Annotated in this window: 23 protein-coding genes; 13 read left to right on the top strand and 10 right to left on the bottom strand. The window is 58.0% G+C overall.

The genetic code is table 11. The features are described from left to right. The first annotated feature begins 113 nt into the window (after nt 1-113). On the top strand, nt 114-257 hold the full coding sequence (locus tag ALP8811_RS16305) for a hypothetical protein (RefSeq protein WP_181363681.1): 144 nt from the start codon (nt 114-116) through the stop codon (nt 255-257). Between the two features lie 40 nt (nt 258-297). Here the strand turns inward: ALP8811_RS16305 and ALP8811_RS03945 are convergent, their stop codons facing one another. From ALP8811_RS03945 to ALP8811_RS03935, 3 genes are read right to left on the bottom strand one after another with little or no spacing between them, the layout of a single operon-like run. Further along, nucleotides 298-1020 (bottom strand): amino acid ABC transporter ATP-binding protein, encoded by a 723-nt coding sequence (locus tag ALP8811_RS03945; RefSeq protein ID WP_108855874.1) that lies wholly within the window; start codon nt 1018-1020, stop codon nt 298-300. 4 nt (nt 1021-1024) lie between these two features. Continuing rightward, nucleotides 1025-1864, bottom strand: coding sequence for an amino acid ABC transporter permease (locus tag ALP8811_RS03940; RefSeq protein ID WP_245924547.1), 840 nt, complete (start codon nt 1862-1864; stop codon nt 1025-1027). Between the two features lie 16 nt (nt 1865-1880). Next, nucleotides 1881-2696 (bottom strand): ABC transporter substrate-binding protein, encoded by an 816-nt coding sequence (locus tag ALP8811_RS03935; protein ID WP_108855873.1) that lies wholly within the window; start codon nt 2694-2696, stop codon nt 1881-1883. Between the two features lie 181 nt (nt 2697-2877). Between ALP8811_RS03935 and ALP8811_RS03930 the strand changes: the two genes are divergently transcribed. Beyond that, complete coding sequence (locus ALP8811_RS03930) at nt 2878-4254, top strand: glutamine synthetase family protein (protein ID WP_108855872.1); 1377 nt, start codon at nt 2878-2880, stop codon at nt 4252-4254. Between the two features lie 103 nt (nt 4255-4357). Here ALP8811_RS03930 and ALP8811_RS03925 read toward each other — a convergent pair whose 3' ends face one another. Both ALP8811_RS03925 and ALP8811_RS03920 read right to left on the bottom strand, forming a co-directional pair. Continuing rightward, the gene (locus ALP8811_RS03925; protein ID WP_108855871.1) at nt 4358-4720 is read right to left on the bottom strand and encodes a YrdB family protein; all 363 of its coding nucleotides are present in this window, start codon (nt 4718-4720) and stop codon (nt 4358-4360) included. Between the two features lie 133 nt (nt 4721-4853). Continuing rightward, a complete protein-coding gene (locus ALP8811_RS03920) occupies nt 4854-7643 on the bottom strand; it encodes a bifunctional aconitate hydratase 2/2-methylisocitrate dehydratase (RefSeq protein WP_108855870.1) in 2790 nt (929 codons plus the stop codon). A gap of 299 nt (nt 7644-7942) precedes the next feature. On the opposite strand from ALP8811_RS03920, the gene ALP8811_RS03915 reads away from it, so the two are divergent. Next, entirely contained in the window at nt 7943-9256 is a 1314-nt protein-coding gene (locus tag ALP8811_RS03915; protein ID WP_108855869.1) for an NAD(P)/FAD-dependent oxidoreductase, read from the top strand. Between the two features lie 14 nt (nt 9257-9270). Beyond that, complete coding sequence (locus ALP8811_RS03910) at nt 9271-9633, top strand: DUF5368 domain-containing protein (RefSeq protein WP_108855868.1); 363 nt, start codon at nt 9271-9273, stop codon at nt 9631-9633. 49 nt (nt 9634-9682) lie between these two features. Here the strand turns inward: ALP8811_RS03910 and ALP8811_RS03905 are convergent, their stop codons facing one another. After that, the gene (locus tag ALP8811_RS03905; RefSeq protein ID WP_108855867.1) at nt 9683-10840 is read right to left on the bottom strand and encodes a cation:proton antiporter; all 1158 of its coding nucleotides are present in this window, start codon (nt 10838-10840) and stop codon (nt 9683-9685) included. Nucleotides 10841-11092: 252 nt separating this feature from the next. Between ALP8811_RS03905 and acsA the strand changes: the two genes are divergently transcribed. From acsA to ALP8811_RS03860, 9 genes are all read left to right on the top strand, one after another. Continuing rightward, nucleotides 11093-12832 carry an acetate--CoA ligase gene (gene acsA, locus ALP8811_RS03900; RefSeq protein WP_108855866.1) on the top strand — a complete coding sequence of 580 codons (1740 nt, stop codon included), beginning with the start codon at nt 11093-11095 and terminating at the stop codon, nt 12830-12832. After that, nucleotides 12829-14823, top strand: coding sequence for a pyruvate dehydrogenase (acetyl-transferring) E1 component subunit alpha (pdhA, locus tag ALP8811_RS03895; RefSeq protein WP_108855865.1), 1995 nt, complete (start codon nt 12829-12831; stop codon nt 14821-14823). Before acsA ends, pdhA begins: the two co-directional genes overlap by 4 nt. Before the next feature lies 1 nt (nt 14824). Continuing rightward, entirely contained in the window at nt 14825-15991 is a 1167-nt protein-coding gene (locus tag ALP8811_RS03890; RefSeq protein ID WP_108855864.1) for a dihydrolipoamide acetyltransferase family protein, read from the top strand. Continuing rightward, nucleotides 15988-16236 (top strand): acyl carrier protein, encoded by a 249-nt coding sequence (locus ALP8811_RS03885; protein ID WP_108855863.1) that lies wholly within the window; start codon nt 15988-15990, stop codon nt 16234-16236. Before ALP8811_RS03890 ends, ALP8811_RS03885 begins: the two co-directional genes overlap by 4 nt. Nucleotides 16237-16416: 180 nt before the next feature. Beyond that, nucleotides 16417-17751, top strand: coding sequence for an 8-oxoguanine deaminase (locus tag ALP8811_RS03880; RefSeq protein ID WP_108855862.1), 1335 nt, complete (start codon nt 16417-16419; stop codon nt 17749-17751). Between the two features lie 350 nt (nt 17752-18101). Beyond that, on the top strand, nt 18102-18332 hold the full coding sequence (locus ALP8811_RS03875; RefSeq protein WP_108855861.1) for a hypothetical protein: 231 nt from the start codon (nt 18102-18104) through the stop codon (nt 18330-18332). Between the two features lie 26 nt (nt 18333-18358). Further along, nucleotides 18359-19120 carry a LamB/YcsF family protein gene (locus ALP8811_RS03870; RefSeq protein ID WP_108855860.1) on the top strand — a complete coding sequence of 254 codons (762 nt, stop codon included), beginning with the start codon at nt 18359-18361 and terminating at the stop codon, nt 19118-19120. Between the two features lie 2 nt (nt 19121-19122). Continuing rightward, nucleotides 19123-19812, top strand: coding sequence for a 5-oxoprolinase subunit B family protein (locus ALP8811_RS03865; protein WP_108855859.1), 690 nt, complete (start codon nt 19123-19125; stop codon nt 19810-19812). Then, nucleotides 19809-20828: a 5-oxoprolinase subunit C family protein gene (locus tag ALP8811_RS03860; RefSeq protein ID WP_108855858.1), complete on the top strand. Its 1020-nt coding sequence runs from the start codon at nt 19809-19811 to the stop codon at nt 20826-20828. The genes ALP8811_RS03865 and ALP8811_RS03860 overlap by 4 nt, the downstream gene beginning before the upstream one ends. A gap of 151 nt (nt 20829-20979) precedes the next feature. On the opposite strand, the gene ALP8811_RS03855 is transcribed toward ALP8811_RS03860, so the two are convergent. From ALP8811_RS03855 to ALP8811_RS03840, 4 genes are read right to left on the bottom strand one after another with little or no spacing between them, the layout of a single operon-like run. Then, the gene (locus ALP8811_RS03855) at nt 20980-21975 is read right to left on the bottom strand and encodes an ABC transporter ATP-binding protein (RefSeq protein WP_108855857.1); all 996 of its coding nucleotides are present in this window, start codon (nt 21973-21975) and stop codon (nt 20980-20982) included. Continuing rightward, on the bottom strand, nt 21972-23006 hold the full coding sequence (locus ALP8811_RS03850; RefSeq protein ID WP_108855856.1) for a Gfo/Idh/MocA family protein: 1035 nt from the start codon (nt 23004-23006) through the stop codon (nt 21972-21974). The genes ALP8811_RS03855 and ALP8811_RS03850 overlap by 4 nt, the downstream gene beginning before the upstream one ends. Then, complete coding sequence (locus ALP8811_RS03845) at nt 23003-23842, bottom strand: carbohydrate ABC transporter permease (protein ID WP_108855855.1); 840 nt, start codon at nt 23840-23842, stop codon at nt 23003-23005. Before ALP8811_RS03845 ends, ALP8811_RS03850 begins: the two co-directional genes overlap by 4 nt. A 12-nt stretch (nt 23843-23854) precedes the next feature. Beyond that, a complete protein-coding gene (locus ALP8811_RS03840; protein WP_108855854.1) occupies nt 23855-24769 on the bottom strand; it encodes a carbohydrate ABC transporter permease in 915 nt (304 codons plus the stop codon). Between the last annotated feature and the right edge of the window lie 49 nt (nt 24770-24818).

The following is a 24818-nucleotide window of genomic DNA, read 5'->3' as shown; positions in this document are numbered from 1 at the left end:
GTCAAAAAACCCCCGAAGGCCCGGCCTTTGGGGGTTTTCTTTAACCAGCCTGTTTTACCTTGCCCCCACCGGTGCGGCTTGCATAATCGCTGAAAACAGGCAGGAGCTTCTTCGTGACAAATCAGCTGGCCATTATTCTGGGCGCTATGATCCTGCTTTTGGTCGGGCTGGATGTGTTTGTATGGGATGCCGAGAACCTTTTGTTCCTCGCCAAGAAATTCCTTGATCTAACCGAGTGGGCAGCCTTCTGGCGTTGAGCTCGTGGTTGTGAAGCAACCCGATCTCGTTGCCACCGTCCTACAGCACCTGAGACAGAAACTGCCGCGTGCGGTCCTCGCGTGGGGCGTCGAAGATCTGAGCAGGCGTGCCTTCTTCCAGAATGCGCCCGCTTTCCAAGAAACAGACCTTGTCCGCCAGCTCGCGCGCGAAACCCATTTCATGCGTGGCAAGGATCATGGTCATGCCTTCGGCCCTCAGGCTGCGCAGCACGTCCAACACCTCGGCCACCAGTTCGGGATCTAGGGCGGATGTAATCTCGTCAAACAGCAGGATGTCGGGTTGCATCGCCAACGCACGGATGATCGCCACGCGCTGTTGCTGGCCACCTGACAGCTGGTCGGGGTAGTGGTCGATACGCTGACCAAGACCGAAACGCTCGAAGAGTTCCTCGACCCGGCCCCGCTGCGCAGCACGGGACAGCCCTTTAACCCGGCGCGGGGCAAGCATCACATTTTCAGCCGCCGACATATGCGGGAACAGGTTGTAGGACTGGAAGACCAGCCCGATACGCTGCCGGATCGGCTGAGGGTCCAGCCCCGGTTCGGCGATGTCCACACCGTCAAACCAGATCTCGCCATCATCGACGGGATCAAGCAGGTTCACCGCTCGCAAAAGCGTTGACTTGCCTGAACCCGATGCCCCGATCAAGCAGATCATCTCGCCCTTTGCGACCTCAAGATCGATCCCGCGCAACACGTGATTATTGCCAAAGGTTTTTTGGATATTTTTCAACGACAGCATGGGCTTACTGCTCCTGCTTACGGCGTTTGTTCATAAGGTAATCGGCAAACCGTGTCATCGGGATGGTAATCGCCAAGAAGATGAGCGCCGCCCCCACATAGGGCGTGAAATTTGCATAGAGCGACTTATAAACGCCCGCCTGCCGGAAGATCTCAACCGGACCAACGAAAGACAGAAGAGCCACGTCTTTTTGCAAGGCGACCACAAGGTTCATATTGGCGGGCAGCACATTGCGCAGGGCCTGCGGCAGGATCACATAGCGCATTGTGTCGGCGTTCGAGAGCCCCAACGACAACGCCGCCGAGCTTTGGCTTTTGTGGATGGATCCGATGCCCGAGCGAATGACCTCGGCCACATAGGCGGCATAGACGAGGATCAGCGCCAGAGAGCCCCAGATATAAGGCGAATTCCAAGGGCGCGGCAGGCCCAGACCGGGAATGCCGAAGCCCACAAGATAGATGACCAGAATGACCGGCAACCCGCGAAACACGTCGGTATAGACCGTCGCGAACAGGCGCAGCGGGTAAAGCGCAGGTTTCTGGATGTCACGACAGATCGCCACAAACAGACCCAGAAGCGCAATTAGCGGCGCGCACCATGCAAAGATCGCGATGTCCAGCAGGAAGGCGTCCAACAGCCCCGGAAAGGTCTTTGAAAAGACGCCCCAGTTGAAGAAGCTTTTCTTGACCGCTTCCCAGCCGGGCGCCAACGGCACCAGCACCAGAATGGCCAGAAAGACCAAACTGGTCGAGATGCCCGCGACCCACATAGAGCGGCGGCGCAACGCAGCTTCATACTGCGCGCGCCGCCCCGGCATGGCCGGGTTTTCGTCTGCCTTTGTCATTCTGTGCGTGTCTGCCTTATTGGATGACCGGAACGCCGGTGGCACCTTGCAGCCATTCGGCCTCGATTTCGGCCAGCTTGCCTGATGCAGTCAGGGCTTGGATGGCCTCATCCACGCAAGGCTTCAGGGCGCTTCCATCTGCCATCAACATGCCAAACTGATCCGGGTTTTCCGAGCGCTCGGCCGGGAACTGTCCCAGAAGTGCACCGTTCTCAACCACGACAGCCGAAAGATACAGCGCGGTCGGCAGGTCAAACAGCGCCGCGTCGATCTGGTTGGCTTGCAGTGCAGCCGTCACGTCGGTGTTGTCGTTGTAAAGCAACACGTCCTTCTCGGGTGCAATCACCTGGCCGACCATGGTTGCGCCGGTATGCGAAGCCCCTGCCCCCCAAAGAAGCCCCTTCAGGGCCTCCATGGTCGGTTCACCAACCTTGTCGGCCACCGACTGGGTGGTCAGAACGGCCATGGCCGAACTGTAGTAGGGCAGCGAGAAATCAATGGTTTCTTCCCGCTCGGGCGTGATCGAATACTGCTGAAGGTTGAAATCAAAGCTTTTGGCGCCGGGCTGGATCGCCTCGTCGAACGAAGTGCGCACCCAAGTGACGGCATCGTCAGCAAAGCCCATTTCGTTTGCGACTGCATAGGCCACAGCGGCCTCGAACCCTTGTTTGCTTTCGGGGGCATCATCCATGACCCACGGATAATAAGCGGGATTGCCGGTCGCGATGGTCAGAACGCCGTCGGTCAACGTTTTGCCCGCCGCACAATGATCCGCTGCAAAAGCCGCGCTGCCTGCCAGAGACGCGCAGAGGATGGTCATCAATGTCTTCATGTCTCAAATCTCCCCAGATTGGATATTTTATCGGAGCCTAGCGCGAAGCTTTCGCATGTTCGAGCGAAAAGCGCTGTCAGAAACGGCCATTGACCTTCCTCATAATTTGATCAAATATCCAGCACCAACTCTTTTTATGAAAACCGGCGTCGGATGACACCCGTCGCTGAAGGAGGTTTTGATGTCACCAAAGCGCCCCTTGGATTGGGCCAAGAACTTGTCCGCTGATTTTGTCGCCTATGCAAATGGGGGTCGTATCGAAGAGGTGGAGTGCATCATCCCCGACATTGTCGGAACCTCGCGCGGGAAGGCAATGCCTGCCGCGAAGTTTGATCCTGCAACAGATCTGGCCCTGCCCATATCGCTCTTCTATCAGACGATTTCTGGCGAATATGTCGATATGGATATCGAAAACCAATGGGTCGAACGGGATGTCGTGCTGCGTGCCGACATGTCCACGGCCTGTGCTGTGCCTTGGTCCGAGGATGTAACCCTGCAGGTCATTTGTGACATGTATAACCGTGACGGTTCAGCCCTGGCGATCGCGCCGCGCGGCCTTCTGAAGCGAATCGTCGATCTATACACGGCGAAAGGGTGGAAGCCCGTCATTGCGCCAGAGCTTGAGTTTTACCTGACCAAGCCCAACCATGATCCGAACGAACCGATCGAGCCGCCCATCGGGCGTACAGGGCGCAAAGGCGCCAGCCGTCAGGTGTATTCGATGTCTGCCGTGGATGAGTACGGGCCCGTCATCGACACGATCTATGACTTTGCCGAGGCGCAGGGGCTTGAGATCGACACCGTCATTCAAGAAGGCGGCGCTGGTCAGATTGAGATCAACCTGAACCACGGTGATCCGGTAAATCTGGCCGATCAGGTCTTCTTGTTCAAACGCACGATTCGCGAAGCCGCTTTGAAGAACGGTGTTTTTGCCACGTTCATGGCCAAGCCGATCCGGGATGAACCCGGCAGCGCTATGCATGTGCATCAAAGCATTGTCGAGATTGATGGCAGCAAGAACATCTTCTCGAACGAAGATGGCTCGGCGTCGGACCTATTCAGGTGGTTCATCGGCGGATCGCAGAAGTACATCATGGATGTAATCCCGCTTTTGGCGCCATACGTGAATTCGTTCCGCCGGATCACGGTCGACGGGCAATCGGCCCCGGCAAACCTTGAATGGGCAAGCGACAACCGGACCACCGGCCTACGCGTCCCCCATTCCAGTCCCGCCGCCCGCCGTTTGGAAAACCGGGTGATCGGCATGGATGCCAATCCCTACATCGCGATCGCAGCCTCGTTGGCCTGTGGCTATCTGGGCATGATCAACAAGGTCGAGCCCCGCACGGAAGCCGTGAAAGAGGTCTGGGAAGTGGAAGAGCCGCTACCCGCCTCTCTGCGTGCCGCGCTGGAGCTGTTTGACGAGGCCAAAGACATGCGCGCAGTTTTGGGAGAAGAGTTCTGCAAGCTCTATTCCGACATCAAATGGGCCGAGAATGAAGAATACCAGCGCGAGATCTCGCCGTGGGAGCGTCAGCATTTGCTGCTGAACGCTTGATCCATAAACGAAATTCAGGAAACGACGCAGGGCGGGGAAATCTCCGCCCTGTTGTGTTTTGGGGATTGATGCAAGTGACAGTCCGCAGAGCGCCAAACCCAGCCTAGTTCTGCAAAAGCCAAGCAATGCGACTTGTCCAAAGTAGATAGTGGACCACAGTAAGCGTAGCGAGCCAGAACCCCGGCCAAGAGTACCCAATCGCATAGAACGCCCATGCACCGCCGAAAAGCACCGCCCACTCCAGAACGAGGCGAACCACTCCGGGCACCGGCACGGGTGCATTCCCCGAACGACTGGGGTCATCTGGCACCGCGAATGTCGCCCAAAGTGCACCAATCGTGAAAACGGTTACTCCCACCGCGATGAAGCGCCAAAACCCTTCGCTCAAACTCCAGGCAAGAACGCTGAACCCGGCCAACGCCGCGAGTTCCAATAAGAACCGAAGGGCTAGATTTGCGGTGTACATGATCTAAAGCCTCACATGACGGTTCAAGCGATACAACCAGTTTCAGATCGTCTCGTAGGAACGCCGGTGCACCTTAAATGCAAAAAAGGGCGGGGAATTTCCCCGCCCTTTCTGTGTCTCACCGTTGCCGGCTTTAGAAATGTGCCGACTTGGTGGTCGACGGAACAGCCAGCGGCGGAGCAAATTTGGTCAGGTCGATACCTTCCACAGCCGCTTTGTATTCTTCCAGCGTGGGCGTGCGGCCAAGGACGGCAGCCAGCACAACAACCGGGGTCGAGGCCAGCAGGCTTTCACCTTTTTTCTCGGGCAGATCGCCTACAACGCGGCCTTGGAACAGACGGGTCGAGGTGGCCAGAACCGTGTCACCCTTGGCAGCCTTTTCCTGGTTACCCATGCAAAGGTTACAACCGGGGCGTTCGAGGTACATGATGTTCTCGTACTCGGTACGCGCCTGCGTTTTTGGGAACAGGTCGTCGAACTCGAAGCCCGAGTACTTCTCGAGGATCTCCCAGTCGCCTTCTTCCTTCAGCTCGTCGACAATGTTGTAGGTCGGAGCAGCCACCACCAGCGGTGCGTTGAACTCAACCTTGCCCATCGTCTTCTCGAGGTTCTTCAGCATCTGGGCCACGATCTTCATGTCGCCCTTGTGAACCATGCACGAGCCAACAAAGCCCAGGTCCACCTTCTTATCGCCACCGTAGTAGGACACAGGGCGGATGGTGTCGTGGGTGTAGCGCTTGGACACGTCATCGTTGTTCACGTCCGGGTCGGCGATCATCGGTTCATCGATGGCGGCCAGATCCACAACGACTTCAGCGAAGTAGTTGGCGGTATCGTCCGGGGTCAGGGCTGGGTTCGCACCCGACTTGATGTCGGCGATACGCGCATCGGCTTTGTCGATCAGGCCTTGCAGCAGCTGGGCTTTGTTGTCCATGCCCTTTTCGATCATGATGTTGATGCGCGACTTGGCCAGCTCCAGCGAACCGATCAGTGTGTCATCGTTCGAGATACAGATCGAAGCTTTCGCCTTCATCTCGGCCGTCCAGTCGGTGAAGGTAAAGGCTTGGTCAGCCAGCAGCGTGCCGATATGCACTTCAATCACGCGGCCCTGGAAGACGTTGTCGCCATGCTGGTCCAGCATTTGCGCCTGCGTAGCGTGTACCACGTCACGGAAGTCGAGGTGATCGGCCATCTTGCCCTTGAAGGTCACCTTGACCGATTCCGGGATCGGCATCGACGCTTCACCAGTGGCCAGCGCCAGCGCCACAGTACCCGAGTCAGCACCGAAGGCTACGCCTTTGGACATACGGGTGTGGCTGTCGCCGCCGATGATGACATCCCAGTCATCCACGGTGATGTCGTTCAGCACCTTGTGGATCACGTCGGTCATCGCGTGATAGACGCCTTTCGGGTCACGTGCGGTGATCAGGCCGAAATCGTTCATGAACTGCATCAGTTTCGGAATGTTGGCCTGAGCCTTCTTGTCCCAAACGGATGCGGTGTGACAGCCAGACTGATAGCCAACGTCAACCGAAGGCGAAATCACGGTGGCGGCCATCGCCTCCAGTTCCTGAGCGGTCATCGGGCCGGTGGTGTCCTGCGAACCAACCACGTTCACTTTGACGCGCACGTCCGATCCGGCATGCAAAACTGCGCCAGGCGTGACGCCCAGAGCGTTGCGGTTGAAGATCTTTTCAACTGCAGTCAGACCTTGGCCTTCAGCGGTGATCTCTTTCGAAGGCGCATAGGCCGATTTCAGTTCCTGACCCAGCGCTTCTGCTGCAAATGTCTGAAGCTTCTTGCCGAAGACCACAGCGTACGAGCCGCCAGCCTTCATGAACTCCATCTTCTGCGGAGTGAACGCAGCAGCGACGCTTTTCAGCTCTTTGCCATTCGCGTCATGCAGGGTCTTGGTTTTCGAATTGATGGTCAGGACGGTGCCGGTTGCGACCGAATAGGCCTCTTCCAGAATGGCTTCGCCATCTTCGTCTTCAACCACGTTGCCATCGGCGTCCAGCTTCTTAACCCAGTTGTCCAGGTCGATGCCGATCCCGCCGGTCACGCCTACGGTGGTCAGGAAGATCGGCGAAATGCCGTTGGTGCCAGCCACAACCGGGGCGATGTTGATGAAGGGCACATAGGGGCTGGCTTTCTTACCAGTCCACAGCGCCACGTTGTTCACGCCCGACATGCGGCTCGATCCAACACCCATGGTGCCTTTTTCAGCGATCAGCATGACGCGTGCGTCCGGATGCTGTTTCTGCAGCTCTTGGATTTCGACCTGAGCTTCAGGTGTGATCATGCACTTGCCGTGCAGTTCGCGGTCCGCGCGCGAGTGTGCTTCGGCACCCGGCGACAGAAGGTCGGTCGAGATGTCGCCAACGCCGGCGATATAGGTCACAACCTGGATTTCTTCTTCGACTTCCGGAAGCTTGGTGAAGAACTCGGCCTTGGCATAGCTTTCCAAAATGTCGGCGGCAACGGCGTTGCCAGCTTTGTAAGCTTCATCCAGACGCGCGGTGTCAGCTTCATAGAGGAACACCTGAGTCTTCAGCACTTCAGCAGCCTGCGCAGCGATTGCGGCGTCATCACCCAGTGCCAGATCCAGCAGAACCTTGACCGAGGGGCCGCCCTTCATGTGCGACAGCAGTTCGAAGGCAAACTCGACCGAGATTTCCGCGACCGAAGCTTGGCCAAGGATGATCTCTTTCAGGAAGGCTGCCTTGACGCCAGCAGCGCTCGTGGTGCCCGGCAGAGTGTTGTAAATAAAGAAGTTCAGCGATGCTTCGCGTTCGGCGTTCCCGGTGTCCCTGATCTGTTCGATCAGTTCGCCCACCAGTGCGCCGTCGTCGATCGGCTTGGGGTTCAGACCCTCGCCCTTACGCGTTTCAATCTCATTTAGGTAGTCGGTGTACAAGCTCATGACGATCCCTACGATTTCGAGTTTGATGCAGCCCGTGAACCCGGCAAAACAGAATCTTCTGGGGCCGGATTTGTCTGCGGTATGCCGCTGTATACCAAATATACGCGCGCACTGCAATATCTACAAAGGCGACAGAAATCCGCCCTGCGCGTTTCATACACAGCTTTGCGGTGTGATCCCACTGCTAATTCACTGCGTCATTAGGCCACTCCCTATCGCTTAACACATTCATAGACCTGAATGCTTAACGGGCGTAGAGAGGCGCCTAGAACGAAGCATTGCCTGATTGGAGGTCGCTCATGCCACACAACTTCAACGCAACACGCCGCGGATTTCTTGGATTTGCCGCTGGCGCAGGTGCTCTTATGGCTGCGGGCGCTGGCGCTACAGCCGCCCCCACCCCCATCGACACCAAGGCCCGGATCGTCATCCTTGGCGCTGGTGCTGCAGGCACCGCGCTAGCCAACCGCTTGTCCCGTCGCCTGAACGGGGCCGAGATCACCATCATCGACCCGCGTAAAGAACACTGGTACCAGCCCGGCTTCTCGCTGATCGCAGCGGGTTTGAAACCGGCCAAGTACTCGGTCTCGCAAACCGGCGACTGGTTGCCCAAGAACATCACCTGGATTTCCGAACGTGCCGCCGAGATTGATCCGGACGGCAACAAGGTGATGACCGAAAGCGGCAAGACCGTACCCTATGACTTCCTTGTGTTGGCCACCGGCCTTGTCCTGAACTACGGCGCCATTGAGGGCTTCGAGATGGACATGATCGGCAAGGACGGCATTGGTTCGCTCTATGCTGGGCCGGACTATGCCGCCAAAACATGGGAAGCCGCTGGCCGTTATACCGAAGACGGCGGCGTCGGCATCTTCACCCGCCCCGCGACCGAGATGAAATGCGCAGGCGCACCGATCAAGCACACCTTCCTGATCGACGACATCGCCCGCAAGGCTGGGACCACCAAGCTGGACATCAACTATATGGCCCACAACAAGGGTCTGTTCGGTGTTCCCATCATCTCGGAAAAGCTGCGGATGCTGTTTGGACAACGCGAGATCACGCCGCATTACAGCCATGTGCTGAAGTCGGTGGATGCGGGCAAGAAGATGGCCACCTTCACCACAGAAAACGGCGATACAGAAATGCCATATGACTATCTGCATATTGTACCGCCGCAGCAGGCCCCGGATGTGGTCCGCAACTCGGCCCTGACCGATCCCGGAAGCTGGGGTGGACGAGGTTGGGCCACAGTCGACAAGCACACACTGCGTCACAACTTCTTCGACAACGTCTTTGCCGTGGGCGACATTGCAGGCGTACCGAAGGGCAAGACGGCCGCCAGTGCCAAGTGGCAGGTGCCGGTGGTCGAAGAGCATCTGATCGCGCAGATCACAGGCACCAAAAGCGACGCGAGCTATAACGGCTATACGTCCTGCCCGCTGATCACCCGCGTCGGCCGCGCGATGCTGATCGAGTTCGACTACAACAACGACCTGACCCCCAGCTTCCCCGGTATCATCGCACCGTTGGAAGAATTGTGGATCAGCTGGTTGATGAAAGAAGTCGCCCTGAAAGCCACCTATAACGCCATGATCCGTGGCGACGCGTAAGGAGGAACTGACCGATGAAAGAACTTACCTTTGGCACTCTGATCGCCGTCTTTGAAGAGATCTTCGGCGCTGGCCTGTTCTGGTCCATGGTTGTGGTGGCCGCGGTCATCACCTTGGCCTATCTCTATGTGTTGATCCGCGATCGTGCGGTCAGCTGGCACAAGTTCCTACGCGCTCAGCTGTCGATGCCCTTTGGGGCCGTGATCGCCGTGGTGTTCGTGCAGAAGATGACGCATTCCAGCTTCTCTGACATTGGTGGGCCGATTGACCTGATCATCCTGCTGGGCATTGCCGCCATGGGCGCGGTTGGCGCGGCTATTTTGGTCTATACGTTCGACGCACTATTCTTGCAAAAACCTGGCAAGCGGGTCGACTAAATCCCGGCGACAGACACAAGAAAGGGCCGCGCTTTGCGGCCCTTTTGATTCAGCTTTCTTTTGACACCCTGCGAATTGCCATAAGCGTCAGCGGTGGGCCGATGATTTCGAAAACAACGGTGCTGGCGATTGTGAAGGCCATGATGACCGATGCCCATTCTGGAAATCGCTCGCCCGCGACCAGCGCCATCCCCACGGCAACACCTGCTTGAGGCAAAAGCGCGGGGCCGTACCAAAACAGCTCGTTTCGTCGAACCTTGCCGAGATGAGCACCAATCGCGCCTCCGATGACCCGACCAACAATTCGCAGAAGAAGGAAGCAGACACCCGTCCACCCCAAAAGCAATAGCGCATCCACCTCGAGCAAAGCGCCCGCCAACAGGAAAAACAGGATCATGAACGGCCATTGGATGTGTTCGATCTCGTGAAAAGCTCGATCATGGTGCTTTGCGAAATTCGCGATCATGGCACCGGCCGTCATGCCGGCAATCAAGAACGACACCTCCAACCACAGTGCAAATCCCGCCACAAGAAACACAATCCCCATAGCCTCGGCCTGCTGTGGTTCGCCTGGTTTTAGTCGACCAGTTAAGAAAGCTGCTGGGGCACCCAAAATGCCTCCTAGGACAATCGCACCACCCAGATCCCATGCGGCCCCACTGACAACGCCTCCCCAACCGTTTGTTTGATCCATCAGGACCAACACAACACTAAACACGATCAGCCCCCAGGCATCGTCAACAGCGACAATGCCTTTGAGTGTTTCAGTGAACCCATTTTCGGCCCCGGATTGGTGGATCACGTCCGCCATTGCAGCAGGCGCCGTCGCTGTCGCGATGGCTGCAAGAAGCAGGGCCAATCCCGGCGCCACTCCGACAAATGTCAATCCAAGTGCGACGACGATAAGGGTGGCAAACGCAACGGCCAGAGAAATCGTGAAGATCGCAAGCCCATGGTTTGTGAGGTTCTTCCGAGTCAATGATCCCCCCAGAAGGAACGCCACCATCGTGAGGGCAACGATTGATAGCTCGTCAAACCACTTGGCAACGTCACTCGGCACCAGATCAAGACCGGCATTCCCAATCGCGACACCAAGAAGCAAAAGCAAGGTGACCCGTGGAAGGCGAGTGACACGGCCCAGCTCGTCGGCCGCAAGGCCCGCCAAGAAAAGCGCGCCCAAAGTCAAAAGAAATCCAGCAAGTTCCATTCTAGCCATTCCAGCACTACAGAACCGCCCGGACCTTGATCCGGATCATGTCTGCACATCTCTTTTTCGCCCGATCACCGCTGCCGCATACCTACAGCAGTTGATGAGAAATCAAACTGTGACCAGCGCGTTAATCTGCGCACGAGGTCTGGGGCTGCATCGCGCCGCACCCGACAGAAGAAGCCGTTCTTGATTTGAATCATTGCCTGCCACGGCTTAAAGCCGCCAAGCTCGCAGTGGGAGGATACCACTATGGGCATTATCGGGAAAACACCCGAGGATTGCACGGTGGCATGCTGGCGCCCCGCAGAGCTGGGCGAAGAACGCTCGGCGCACGACCTTGGCCGCGAACTTCTGACAGGGCTGCCAGACGATGCCATCAACATCGGGTTTGAAGCCGTTGACCGACACGTCGAACAGGGGCATGGCGATCAGATTGCGCTGATCTGGCTATCGAAGACAGAAGGACGCACGGCGATCAGCTATCGCGATCTTGCGGATATGTCGTCGCGCTTTGCCAATCTTCTATATGCACACGGACTAACGAAAGGCGCACGTGTCTTCGTCGCCATGGGGCGCAGGCCCGAGCTTTATGCCGCTGCTCTGGGAACGCTGAAAGCTGGTATGGTGTTTACCCCGCTGTTTGCCGCGTTCGGTCCCGAGCCCATTCGAACACGGATGGAGATCGGTGACGCAAATGTGCTGGTCACGACAAAATCGCTCTATAAACGCAAAATAGCGGCGTGGCGGAAAGACATCCCCTCCCTGCAACTTGTCTTGATTGTCGGCGATGACGCGCCTGAAGGATGCTTGGCCCTTGGCCCCGCGCTCGAAGATACTTCATCCGACTTTCAAGCCATCCCGACGCAGCCAGAAGACCCTGCCCTGATCCACTTCACTTCGGGCACAACTGGGAAACCAAAGGGGGCTGTTCATGTGCATGAAGCAGTTTTGTATCATGCGATGTCCGGGCGCTATGCCTTGGAACTGCAACCCGGCGTGACCTATTGGTGCACCGCGGATCCGGGCTGGGTGACGGGAACCACTTATGGGATCATCTCGCCGCTTGTGAACCGCGTGACGATGATCGTCGACGAAGCCGAGTTCAACCTCGACCGCTGGTACGGGATCCTCCAACAAGAACAGGTCGCCATATGGTATTCGGCCCCTACCGCCATTCGGATGATGATGCGCGCGGGCAAAGAGGCCACGGAAGGCTTCGACTTCAGTGCGCTTCAGTTTTTGGCCAGCGTGGGCGAGCCCCTGAACCCCGAGGCCGTCATCTGGTCGAACGAAGTGTTCGGCCTGCCCTTCCACGACAATTGGTGGCAGACGGAAACTGGCGGCATCATGATCGCCAACACGCGCGCCCAAGACATCAAGCCGGGGTCCATGGGCAAACCCATGCCCGGCATCCATGCGGGGATCGTCGAGAAAGACAATGGCGGCCTGCGCGAGATGAATGACGGCGAGATCGGAGAGCTTGCCCTACGGCCCGGATGGCCCTCGATGATGCGGACCTATCTTCACGAACAGGCGCGCTACGACAAATGCTTCCAAGACGGTTGGTATCTGTCCGGCGACCTCGCCATGCGGGATGCGGATGGGTATTTCTGGTTCGTCGGGCGTGCAGATGACCTGATCAAGTCCTCGGGCCACCTGATCGGCCCGTTCGAGGTCGAGAGCGCGTTGATCGAACATGACAGCGTGGCCGAAGCCGCAGCGATTGGCATCCCAGATGAGACAGCAGGCGAAGTCGTGAAAGCCTATGTGACGCTGAACCCCGGCCAGACCCCCAGCGAAGAACTTGAACGCGACATACGCGGCCTTGCACGCAAACGCCTTGGAGCCGCCGTCGCCCCGCGCGAAATCGTTTTCCGTGAATCTCTGCCCAAAACCCGGTCCGGCAAAATCATGCGCCGACTATTGAAAGCGCGTGAATTGGGCCTGCCCGAGGGCGATATCTCGACATTGGAGGTGGATGAGAAATGACCGCCAGCAAACCAAAACTGGACCGCACCCATGTGCGTCGGCTGTTGCAGGACATGGTCCGCATCCGCCGTTTCGAAGACAAATGCGCCGAACTGTACACGCAAGAGCACATCCGCGGGTTCCTACATCTCTATGATGGAGAGGAGGCAATCGCGGCCGGCATCATTCCCTGCCTGACCGCAGACGACCGCGTCGTAGCCACTTACCGCGAACACGGCCATGCGCTGATGCGGGGGATCTCGATGTCGTCGGTTCTGGCCGAAATGTATGGCAAGGCCGAAGGTTGTTCAGGCGGACGTGGCGGGTCCATGCATCTGTTTGACGCAGCGACGAATTTCTATGGCGGGAATGCCATCGTGGGCGGCGGCCTTCCCTTGGCGGCAGGTTTGGCGCTGGCCGACCATATGCGGGGTAACCCTTCGGTGACGGCCTGTTTCTTCGGCGAAGGCGCCGTGGCCGAAGGTGAGTTCCACGAGTCTCTGAACCTTGCATCCCTGTGGCAGCTTCCGGTGCTGTTCGTCTGCGAAAACAACGGCTACGCCATGGGCACCGCGCTAGAGCGGTCTGAATCTGAGACCGATATCAGCGTCAAAGCCGCCGCCTACGGCGTTGAAGCTCGCGTGGTGGACGGCATGGATGTCGTCGCGGTCGAGGCCGCTGCGATGCAGGCACTGGACTACATTCGCACCACCGGAAAGCCGGTTTTTCTGGAATGCCGCACCTATCGCTTCCGTCCGCATTCGATGTTCGATGCCCAGCTTTACCGCGACAAGGACGAGGTCGAAACATGGCGCGCAAAAGGACCGATTGTCAGGTTCCAAAGCTGGCTCTTGGTCAACGGGTTGATCCACGAGGACGAGATTGCCGCGATTGAAGAAGAGGTGAAGGCCGAAATCGACGAGGCCGTCGCCTTTGCTGCAGCAGGCACTTGGGAACCCGTCTCCACGCTAACCAAGGATGTCATGGCCCCCTCTTCGCCCCCGGCCGAGGTCACCGCCCCCGCAGGCACTCTGGTCGACACCACCTATCGCGAAGCCGTGCGTGCTGCGATCTCTGACGCCATGACGCGCGATGAACGTGTCTTCCTGATGGGCGAGGACGTCGGCGCCTATGGTGGGTGCTATGCGGTGTCGAAGGGCTTGATGGAGACGTTTGGCGCGGATCGCATTCGGGATACGCCCTTGTCTGAATCCGGCTTCACCGGGGCCGGAATTGGGGCGGCCTGTGCAGGAATGCGCCCGATTGTCGAACTTATGACGGTGAATTTCAGCCTGCTGGCGCTGGACCAGATTCTGAACACAGCCGCAACCCTGCGTCACATGTCTGGCGGTCAATTCGGCGTGCCTGTGGTCATTCGGATGGCGACCGGGGCGGGCAAGCAGTTGGCAGCACAGCATTCGCACAGCCTTGAAGGCTGGTACGCCCATATTCCGGGCCTCAAGGTTCTGGCGCCAGCCACACTGGAAGATGCACGCGGTATGTTGTGGACCGCCCTGCAGGATCCCGATCCCGTGCTGATTTTTGAGAACGTGATGCTGTACAACAGGTCCGGCAAGATCGACGCAAACGCCGGGCCCGTTGAGATTTCGAAGGCCGCGATCCGCAGGCCGGGCAAGGACGTGACGCTGATCACCTATGGAGGATCGCTGTACAAAACGCTCGAGGCCGCAGAGGCGCTCGCAAACGACGGGATCGACGCCGAGGTGATCGACCTCAGATCGCTGCGCCCCTTGGATGACGAAACGATTATGGCGTCTGTGTCCCGCACCCGCCGCGCCGTCATCGTGGACGAAGGTTGGCGCAGCGGCTCGCTCGCCGCAGAGATCTCGGCGCGGATCACAGAACAGGTGTTCTGGACGCTGGATGCGCCGGTTGGGCGGGTCTGCGCCGCCGAAGTACCAATCCCCTATCCAAAACACCTTGAAGACGCGTCAGTCCCGCAGGTGCCCGCGATTGTCGCGGCGGTAAAAGCAACCATGGGGCGCGAGTGATATGAGTGTCTTTCGGATGCCCTCGCTGGGTGCAGACATGGAAGCCGGAACATTGGTCGAATGGCTAATCAAGCCGGGAGACGAAGTTCACCGGGGCGATGTCGTCGCCGTGGTCGAAACGCAGAAAGGCGCGATCGAGATCGAAAGTTTTGAGACCGGCGTCGTGACCGAGCTGCTTGCCAGCATCGGGCAAACCGTTCCGGTGGGGGAAGAGCTGGCCCGGTTCGGCCCGGATGACGCGCCCGCCAGTCCCCCTGCCCCTGCTCCGACTGAAAAACAGCCGCGTGTGGCGGACACTCCCGAACCCGCTGCGCAGACGATCCGTCCCGCCGCACCCATCCTTGCGACAGGGACCCGGGCAAGCCCCGCAGCCCGACACGCGGCACATGATCTGGGACTAGACCTGTCCACCTTGCAAGGCAGCGGCCCGGAAGGGGCTGTTGTTCTGGCGGATGTTGAGGCTCAGGCCCCATCCACGCCCCAAACCCCTCCGGCGAAGGGTGGCCTGTCAGAAATGCGCCAAGCGGTTGCTGCCGCGATGGTCCGATCCAAGCGCGAGATCCCTCATTTCTCGGTCTCGCATACAATCGAAACGCAGGTCGTTTCCGATTGGCTGGCCTTGCGCAACGCCGATCGCCCCCCATCCGAACGGGTGTTGCTGGGGGCCGCGATTGTAAAAGCTACTGCGCTTGCCGCGCGTTCCGTCAAAACGTTGAACGGGCACTTCACCGACGGTGCGTTTGTCGCGTCGGACGAGGTTAACATTGGCGTGGCCATTGCGTTGCGTGGTGGCGGATTGGTGGCGCCAGCCCTGCAACGCGCCGACACCATGACGCTGGATAAGGTCATGACCGGGATGCGCGACCTTGTCACCAGGGCACGCGCCGGGCGCTTGCGTGGATCGGAAATGACCCGTGGGACGCTGACATTATCCAGCCTTGGCGAAAAAGGCGCCGAGACGATGACCGGCGTGATCTTCCCACCGCAAGTCGCACTTCTGGCCGTCGGAGCCCCTCAGGTCCGGCCTTGGATCGATCAGGGCAGTGTTGTTCCGCGCGAGGTAACAACGTTTACGCTCTCTGCCGACCACCGTGTCTGTGACGGGCGACAAGGATCAAAATTCCTAACCACCTTAGAAGACCTACTTTCAAACCCGGAGGAGCTATGAACAACGAAGATATCAGAAACGCCTTTCTGGACGAGATCCACAAGATCGCACCGGATATCGATCCGGACGATGTGTCAGACGACGATTACCTGCAGGATGACCTAGAGCTGGACTCGATGGATATCCTGAATCTGGTTACCGCCCTGCACGAACGTCTTGGCGTATCGATCCCCGAGACCGAGTACCCAAACATCGAAACACCAGCCATGGCTGTAAGGTATCTTGCCGGCAAGCTTGGCGGATGAGACGGAGAAGCTGCGTACAAGTCAGTGCGGGATCGAAGGTCCCCCCTTCCGCAACTCACGGCGAAAAGATTTGACACCCTCAGAAGAATTCACCTTACTGGCGTGACAGAGGTGGTTCTTGCCCCGTTTTCCATCGCCTCTGACACATTCCTTCTGAGACGGGCGGATCAAGGAGGGAATATGACCGAAATTCTTATTCGAAATGCAGACACCATCATCACGATGGATGATATCCGGACCGAGCTATCGGGCGCGGATATCCGTGTTCGTGATGGGGTTATCGTAGAAATTGGTACCGGGCTGACAAGCGACGGCGACATCCATGACGCACAAGGATGCGTCATCACACCCGGGTTGGTGAACACACACCATCATCTTTATCAGACCCTGACCCGTGCAGTTCCCGGCGGACAAGACGCCTTGCTGTTCGGTTGGCTTCAGACGCTCTATCCAATCTGGTCCCGCTTCGGACCGGAAGAGATGTTTATATCGGCCCAAGTGGGGCTGGCCGAACTGGCCCTATCTGGGTGCACGCTCAGCTCGGACCACCTGTATCTCTATCCCAATGGCGCGCGGCTGGACGACACGATTGCCGCCGCGCAAGAGGTCGGACTTCGGTTTCACCCGACACGTGGCTCGATGAGCATCGGGGAAAGCGACGGCGGATTGCCCCCGGACAGTCTGGTCGAAAAAGAAGCCGCCATCTTAGAGGACTCGATCCGCGTGATCGACGCGTTCCACGACGATCGCGACGGCGCGATGGTCCGCGTGGGGCTTGCGCCGTGTTCTCCGTTCTCGGTCAGCCGGGACCTGATGCGCGACGCCGCCCTGCTGGCGCGTGACAAGGGCGTCATGCTCCACACCCATCTGGCTGAAAATGACGAAGACATTGCCTATTCCCTTGAAAAATTCGGCTGTCGTCCCGGCCAATATGCCGAGGATCTGGGCTGGACCGGGGATGACGTCTGGCATGCGCATTGCGTGAAGCTGGATGGGCAAGAGATAGACCTTTTTGCCCGCAGCAAGACCGGCGTGGCGCATTGCCCGTGCTCGAACTGCAGGCTGGGTAGCGGGATCGCTCCAGTACGCCAGATGCGCGATGCGGGCGTGCCCGTCGGATTGGGCGTCGACGGATCTGCCAGCAATGATGCAGGGAACCTGATACTGGAAGCGCGGCAATCAATGCTGTTACAGCGCGTGGCCAACGGAGCCGATGCCATGTCCGCCCGCGAAGCGTTGGAGATCGCCACCCGTGGTGGTGCGGATGTCCTCAACCGCAATGATTGCGGACGACTGGCTGTTGGGAAACGGGCGGACATCGCTGTTTGGGATGTTTCAGGCGTCGAAAGTGCCGGAAGCTGGGATCCGGCGGCATTGCTTCTTGCCGGTCCGACACGCGTCAAACACCTGTTTGTCGAAGGACGGCAAGTCGTAAAGGACGGCCAAATGGCGACTGTCGATCTGCCAAAGGTGATTGAGCGCCAAAATCAGCTGGCTCTGGCTTTGCAAGCTTGAAGTCCTGAAGGTTCTTATACGCCCTCTCGCTGGGCGCAAGACGTCCGCAATGCCTCGGTTATTGCAACTCTGATACCCTAGTGTCAGCGCGGGTTCTGATTTCGATCAGAGCCCGTAAGCCATATCCGTTAGCAAGACTTTCCCGGTGCATAGGATGTATCTTTTGCTTTCCGCCGACCATGGCCCGTCACACAGCGGCACAAAAGGGCGGCGTTGCTAAGCTGTTTGCGATCCGAAGTTTACAATCACTCGGCCCTTCCCCTTCGGACGGGATCGTATTGCAAACAATCGCCCGTTCTTAGAGACTGTCGTCATTTGAACGCGACCGGACACTGATCTTGGAAAGAACAATGAAAACCAAGGGTAATGCTGCATTCGTTCCCCGTGTCCTGCACGGGACCGGTCGGGCCACTGCAGAATACCTGCTGGCTGTTGGCGCCTTTGTGGTTCTGGCGGACAAGATCGCTTCGCTCGCATCCGCCCTCGCCAGCGCCAATACTTCGCATTTCACTGGTAAAACCATCTGTCCAGATGGTGGACGTGGGGTGCAGAACTGTGGTGTACCGGTCAAGGATCAGTAAAAGTTTGATGCCAAACGGAGGATGCTATGCGGATTGACCTGAATTCGGACCTTGGCGAAAGCTTTGGCCCCTGGCAAATGGGTGACGATAAAACGATGCTGACCTTGGTCAACAGCGCGAATATCGCCTGTGGCGGCCATGCAAGCGATCCAGACACGATGTATGAGACGCTCAAACTGGCTGCGAAGCATGGTGTCACCGTCGGGGCGCATCCGGGGTTCAATGACCGCGAAGGGTTCGGCAGGCGTGACATTCCGATGTCCCCTCAGGAAATCGCCCGCATGGTGGCCGCGCAGATTGGGGCTTTGGTTGCCGTCGCCAAACTAGTTCCTGTCGAGGTGCGCTATGTGAAACCGCATGGAGCGCTTGCCAATCTGGCGGCACGTGACATGGACGTTGCCGTCGCCATCTCCCAGGCTGTTCGCCAGATTGATGGGAATTTGGCCGTTCTCGCCATCTCGGGAACCTGCATGGAAAAGGCCGCGCGTGATGCGGGCATGACTGTCTTTTCAGAGATTTTTGCCGACCGGGGATATCTGAGCACAGGACAGCTTGTCCCTCGCGGGACAACCGGGGCCATGATCCATGATGCGGAGGAGGCAGCCGAACGTCTGGTCGCGTTTCTAAAGACCGGTGAAATGCCCGTCATCGATGGCAACCCAATCCCGCTACAGGCGCATTCGATCTGCGTACACGGGGATAGCCCCGGTGCCGTAGAAATGGCCCGCGAAATCCGTGTGCGCCTTAAAGCAGAAGGCGTGGACCTAAACGCGTTCCTCGCGCCGTGACCATGCAGACCCCGTCCTTCATTCCTGTCGCGGACCATGCGCTGCTGGTGCAGTTCGGGGAAGATATCTCGGACGCCGTGATCGCCCGTGTTCAGATGCTGGACAAGGTGATCAACGATGACGCCCCCTTCGGCATGCGCGAGACCGTCCCCGCCTTCATCAACCTGTTGGTCGAATTCGACCCGTTGGTCACAGACCATGACGAGATGGAACAGGCGCTCCGGGCACGTTTGGATGCAGAGGTGGCGCTGAGCCGCGACGGCATCTTGCACGACGTTCTCGTTTGCTATGACGAGGATCTGGCGCCCGATTTGATGGCCGTAGCACAAGCAACTGGCCTAAGCCCGGACGCGGTGATCAACACGCATCTGTCCGGCGCGTACCAAGTCGGAATGTACGGCTTCGCGCCGGGATATGCCTATCTTTCAGGAGTTCCCGAAACGCTTCAGGTTCCGCGCAAAGCGGCAGCCGTTCGTGATATTCCCGCCGGGAGTGTCATAATCGCTGGGCCGCAATGCCTGGTGACAACCCTGACGATGCCGACAGGCTGGTCGATCCTTGGTCGTTCCCCCACCGAAATTCTGCGCAATGACCCCGAACGCCCTTTTCTGTTCGACGTAGGAGATCGTGTGAAATTCAAGCGCATCGACCGGGCGCAGTATGAAACCCTGCGCAAGGGGGGAACGACATGACGGATGCCGCTCTGCGTGTCAGTTTTGCTGGCCCCCTTGTGACGTTTCAAGACGGAGGTCGCCACGGACAGATGCGATTTGGCGTTTCAGCCTCGGGCCCGATGGATCGCCTTTCAGCATCCGCCGCCAATGTTGCCTTGGGCAATATGCCCGAAGCCACGCTGATCGAAATATCCATGGGTGGACTGGTGCTTGAATGTACCTCGGGCGCTTTGTCTGTTGCGGTGGCAGGGGGTGACTTCGCGGTCGAACGCTCTGGCGAGACGCTTTCTGGGTGGAGTGTGTTTGCCCTTGAACAGGGCGATAAACTCTCCATACGTCCCGCCAAATCCGGAAGCTGGACCTATCTGGCCTTTGCGGGAAGTGTCGAGGCGACCACCTGGCTGGGAAGCGCATCCACACATTCGACGTCTGGGTTTGGTGGTGGTCAACTTACCACCGGCCAGGACATAAAAGTCGCGAATGCGCGTATCCATGAGGACCGACATGGCAGCATTGAACGCCCCAGTTTTCTGCCCGAGACTGAAGAGATCCGCGTTGTCCTTGGCCCGCAAGACCTGCATTTCTCGAAGGCGGCACTTGCCGCATTTCAGTCGCAGCCCTTCGCCCTGACCAGTGCCTTCGACAGAATGGGCGTGCGCCTTTCAGGGCCGGAATTATCGTTGAACGGGGCGTTGTCGATCCCGTCCGAGGCAATCACCCGCGGATCAATTCAAGTCGCCGGGGATGGCGTGCCCACGGTGCTGCTGGCAGATCATCAAACCACTGGCGGATACCCCAAGATCGCGACAGTCATATCTGGTGACATTGACCGGATCAGTCAGATGCGTGCCGGAAACCCGGTGCGTTTTGTGCCTGTAAGCCCGCAAGAGGCCATTCAGATCACCCGCGAAACCGCGATGCATACCGATACCTACCTTGCCGCCGTTTCCGAACCCAAGGGAACACTGGCACAACGTTTGATGCGGACAAATCTGATCAGCGGCGCCATCGCTGATGATGAGATCACCGAGTGATCAGTGTTGTGCTGTCAAACCAATTCTAGCCAGTCGCAGCTTGGCCAGCATGATCGATCCTAACCAAAGCCCAGACCACAACACTCGGAGTAAGCGGAAGAGTGGACAGCAACTTTGCTCTGCAAGCTCTCTGCGATGCGTCTTTTGAGGATCAATAAACGCGTTCGCCATCCGAATTGAAGAAATAGGCAGAGTCAGCGTTAAAGCCGAGCGTCAAGGACTGCCCCTCTGCAATGTCATGCTGGCCGAACAGTCGTGCTGTAATCTGTTGGTCCTTGAGGTTGGCGATGACGTTGGTATCCCCGCCCAGCTTTTCAACGTGGCTGACATGCACCGATAGTGCGCCATCCTTTGCTAAAAACAGATCTTCAGGCCGCACACCCATGATCCGTTCGTCACCGTCGTGAACCAAACTTGCCGGGAAGAGGTTCATCGCTGGGGACCCAAGGAACCCTGCCACGAACTGGTTTGCAGGGTTGTTGTAAAGCTCCATCGGGCTGCCGATCTGCTCGACCCGCCCGTCACGCAGGACAACAATCTTATCGGCCAGCGTCATCGCCTCGGTCTGGTCATGGGTCACATAGATCATCGACGTGCCAAGCTGCGAATGAAGGCCGGCGATCTCGATCCGCGTGTTCATGCGCAAGGCTGCGTCAAGATTCGACAATGGTTCATCGAACAAGAAGATCTTCGGGTGGCGTACGATGGCCCGGCCAATGGCAACGCGCTGACGCTGCCCCCCAGAGAGCTCGGACGGGAAGCGGTCCAGATAGTCATCCAGGTTCAACATCCGGCTGGCTTCCGCAACACGTTCTTCGATCACGTCCTTGGGTTGCTTTTCCTGCTTAAGTGCCAGCGACATGTTTTTGCGCACATTCAGGTGCGGATAGAGCGCGTAGCTTTGGAACACCATCGCAAGACCGCGCTTGGAAGGTGGCGTCATATTGACCACGTCGTCTCCGATGCGGATTTCTCCTGAGCTTGCATCCTCAAGCCCCGCAATCACACGCAGTAGGGTGGACTTGCCGCAACCAGACGGCCCGACGAAGACAACAAACTCGCCTTCCTCGATCTCGATATTGATATCTTTCAGCACGTGAACTTTGCCGAAGGACTTATTTACGTCGGTCAGGGTCAGCGCCGTCATGGCGTCACCTCCATCAGGTTTACAGGTTGTCCGGAACGAACGCTTTCATCAGCGGCCAAGCAAATGGCCAGCGACTGAACGGCGTCCTGCATATGTCGTGTCAGGTCGATATCTTCTTGGATTGCGCGAAGCATGTAGGCTTGTTCAGCATCACATAGCGCTTGGTGGCCGGGCTCATCAGGTAGGTCGATCAATGTATCGCCGCCGGGACGGTGGACCAGAAGCCCACCGACCTTGGTGTGGCCGTCCACATCCGCAGATCCCGCCTTGTCAGCCTCGGTAATGGAAACAGACCCAGCGGGCGAGATCACGTCTTTCACGAAGAACGCGGTCTCGGACATCATCGGGCCCCAGCCAGCTTCGTACCACCCGACCGAGCCATCATCGAACGTGACCTGAAACTGGCCATAGTTGTACATGTCCGGCGCAATTTCGTCTGACAATCGCAGGCCCATCGCGTTTACCCGCAAGGGCTTGGCATCAGTGATTTGGCACCAGACATCCACGTAGTGCACGCCGCAATCGACGATCGGTGCCGTGGTCTGCATCAGCGCTTTGTGGGTCTCCCACTCGGCGCCTTTGCTTTGCTGGTTCAGGTTCATGCGAAACACGTAAGGCCCGCCCAGCGCGCGCGCTTCGCTGATCAGGCGCACCCAGCTGGGATGGTGGCGCAGGATATATCCCACGACCAGTTTCCGGCCCAGCCCGGTCGCCGTTTCAACCACCCGGCGCGCATCTTCGACGGTCGTGGCCAGTGGCTTTTCGACGAAGACATGCGCGCCAGCTTCCATAGCAGCTTCTGCGAATGCCGCGTGGCTGTCGGAATAGGTGGCGATAATCACGAGGTCGGGGTGAGTGGTGGCAAGGGCCTCGTGAAAATTTGTAAAGGTCGGATATGCGCGCAGCTCGGTCTGCTCGACTTTGCCAGACCGATTGACCAGCCCCACAATTTCGGCGTCGGGGTGATGATGGAGCGCCAGCGCGTGGCTCTGCCCCATATTCCCCAGCCCTGCGACCAAAGCCCGTATCATTTCACGGCTCCTGAGGTGATGCCGCGAATAAGCTGACGCGAGAAAATCACATAGAGCACCAGCACCGGCAAGATGGCCATGGAAAGCGCAGACAGCACCGCGTTCCAATCGGTCACAAACTGACCGATGAAGACCTGACTACCCAAGGTGAGCGTTTTGGTTTCTTCGGCAGGGGCTAGGATCAAGGGGAACCACAGGTCGTTCCAGATTGGGATCATGTTGAACACCGCAACTGTCGCCATAGCAGGGCGCACCAGTGGCAGCACCAATTTGAAGAAGATCGCGTATTCCGACAGCCCGTCGATCCGGCCCGCGTTTTTCAGGTCGTCCGAGACCTGTCGCATGAACTCGGACAGAATGAACACCGCCAGCGGAAGACCTTGCGCCGTATAGACCAAGATCAGCGCCCACAGCGAGTTGACCAGCCCAGTCGCCACCATCATCTCAAGGATTGCCACGGTGCCGATACGGATCGGGATCATGATACCAAGCGCTAGGTAAAGCCCCATCAGCGTGTTGCCCTTGAACCGATATTCGGCCAACGCAAAGGCTGCCATAGCTCCGAAAAGCAACACAAAGAATAGCGATGCCACGGTTACGATCATCGAGTTCTGGAAATAGAGGAAGAAATCCCCCTGCTTCATCACCGTCTGGTAACCGATCATCGAAAAACTGTCTGCATCCGGCAGTGCCAAAGGCTCCCGAAAGATTGCCTTGCGTGTCTTGAAACTGTTGATCAGGATCACGAAGACAGGGAACAGTGCGATCAGCGTGTAAAGGATCAGCGCGCCGTGCATCGCGACTGTATTAAGCGGGTTTCTGCGGGCCTGATTCATGGTCCTAACTCCTTACAGCTGATACCGGCGCATCCGGGTTTGGATGCCGAAGAGATAGATACAAACACCAATCAGAATGATCGCGAACATGGCGCCAGCGATGGCCGATCCCATATGCGGGTCACCAAGTTGCAGCTGGAAGCCAAAGAAGGTGCGATACATGAAGGTGCCAAGGATGTCGGTCGAGAATGCCGGACCCGCCAGTGCGCCTTGGGCGGCGTAGATCAGGTCGAAGGCGTTGAAGTTGCCCACGAAAGTCAGGATCGAGATGATGCCGATTGATGGCAGGATCAGTGGCAGTTTGATCTTCCAGAAAGCCGACATGCCAGTGATGCCGTCAATCTCGCCCGCTTCAAGAATTTCTTCGGGGATCGACAGAAGGGCGGCGTAGATCAGCATCATCGGGATGCCGACGAACTGCCAGACCGAGATCAGCGCAAGCGTGGTCAGCGCGTATTCTTCTTTGCCCAACCAAGGCGCAAAGAGGGATTTAAGGCCAACCGCGTCCAGCATCGAGGGCGCGATGCCCCAGATGGGTGACAGGATCAGTTTCCATGCGAACCCGACGATCACGAAACTCATGATCGTGGGAATGAAGATAGCCGAGCGGTAGAGGGCGGCAAACCGCAACCGGGGATGGCTGAGGATCGCGGCCAAGGCGACTCCGATTGGGTTTTGGACCACCATGTGGACCAGAAAGAACCAGAAATTGTTGCCCAGTGCGTTCCAGAACTGCTCTGACCAGATTGGGTCGCCAAACAGGGTCTGGAAGTTCTGAAGCCCGACATAGACACGCTCCTGATCCACCTTGCTGAACAAGGACAGGCGCAACGTGTTAAAAAGCGGGAAGATCATCACCGCCGTGTAGACCAACACCGCAGGTGCAAGGAACACGGCAATATGCCAGCGAATTCGAGGCTTTTGCATGGGAAACTCCGGTTGAGTGCCCGGACGCCATCAAAGCGTCCGGGTCGTT

The sequence above is a fragment of the Aliiroseovarius pelagivivens genome (assembly GCF_900302485.1).
Lineage (GTDB): Bacteria > Pseudomonadota > Alphaproteobacteria > Rhodobacterales > Rhodobacteraceae > Aliiroseovarius > Aliiroseovarius pelagivivens.
This window is presented reverse-complemented; position numbering and strand designations above follow the sequence as displayed.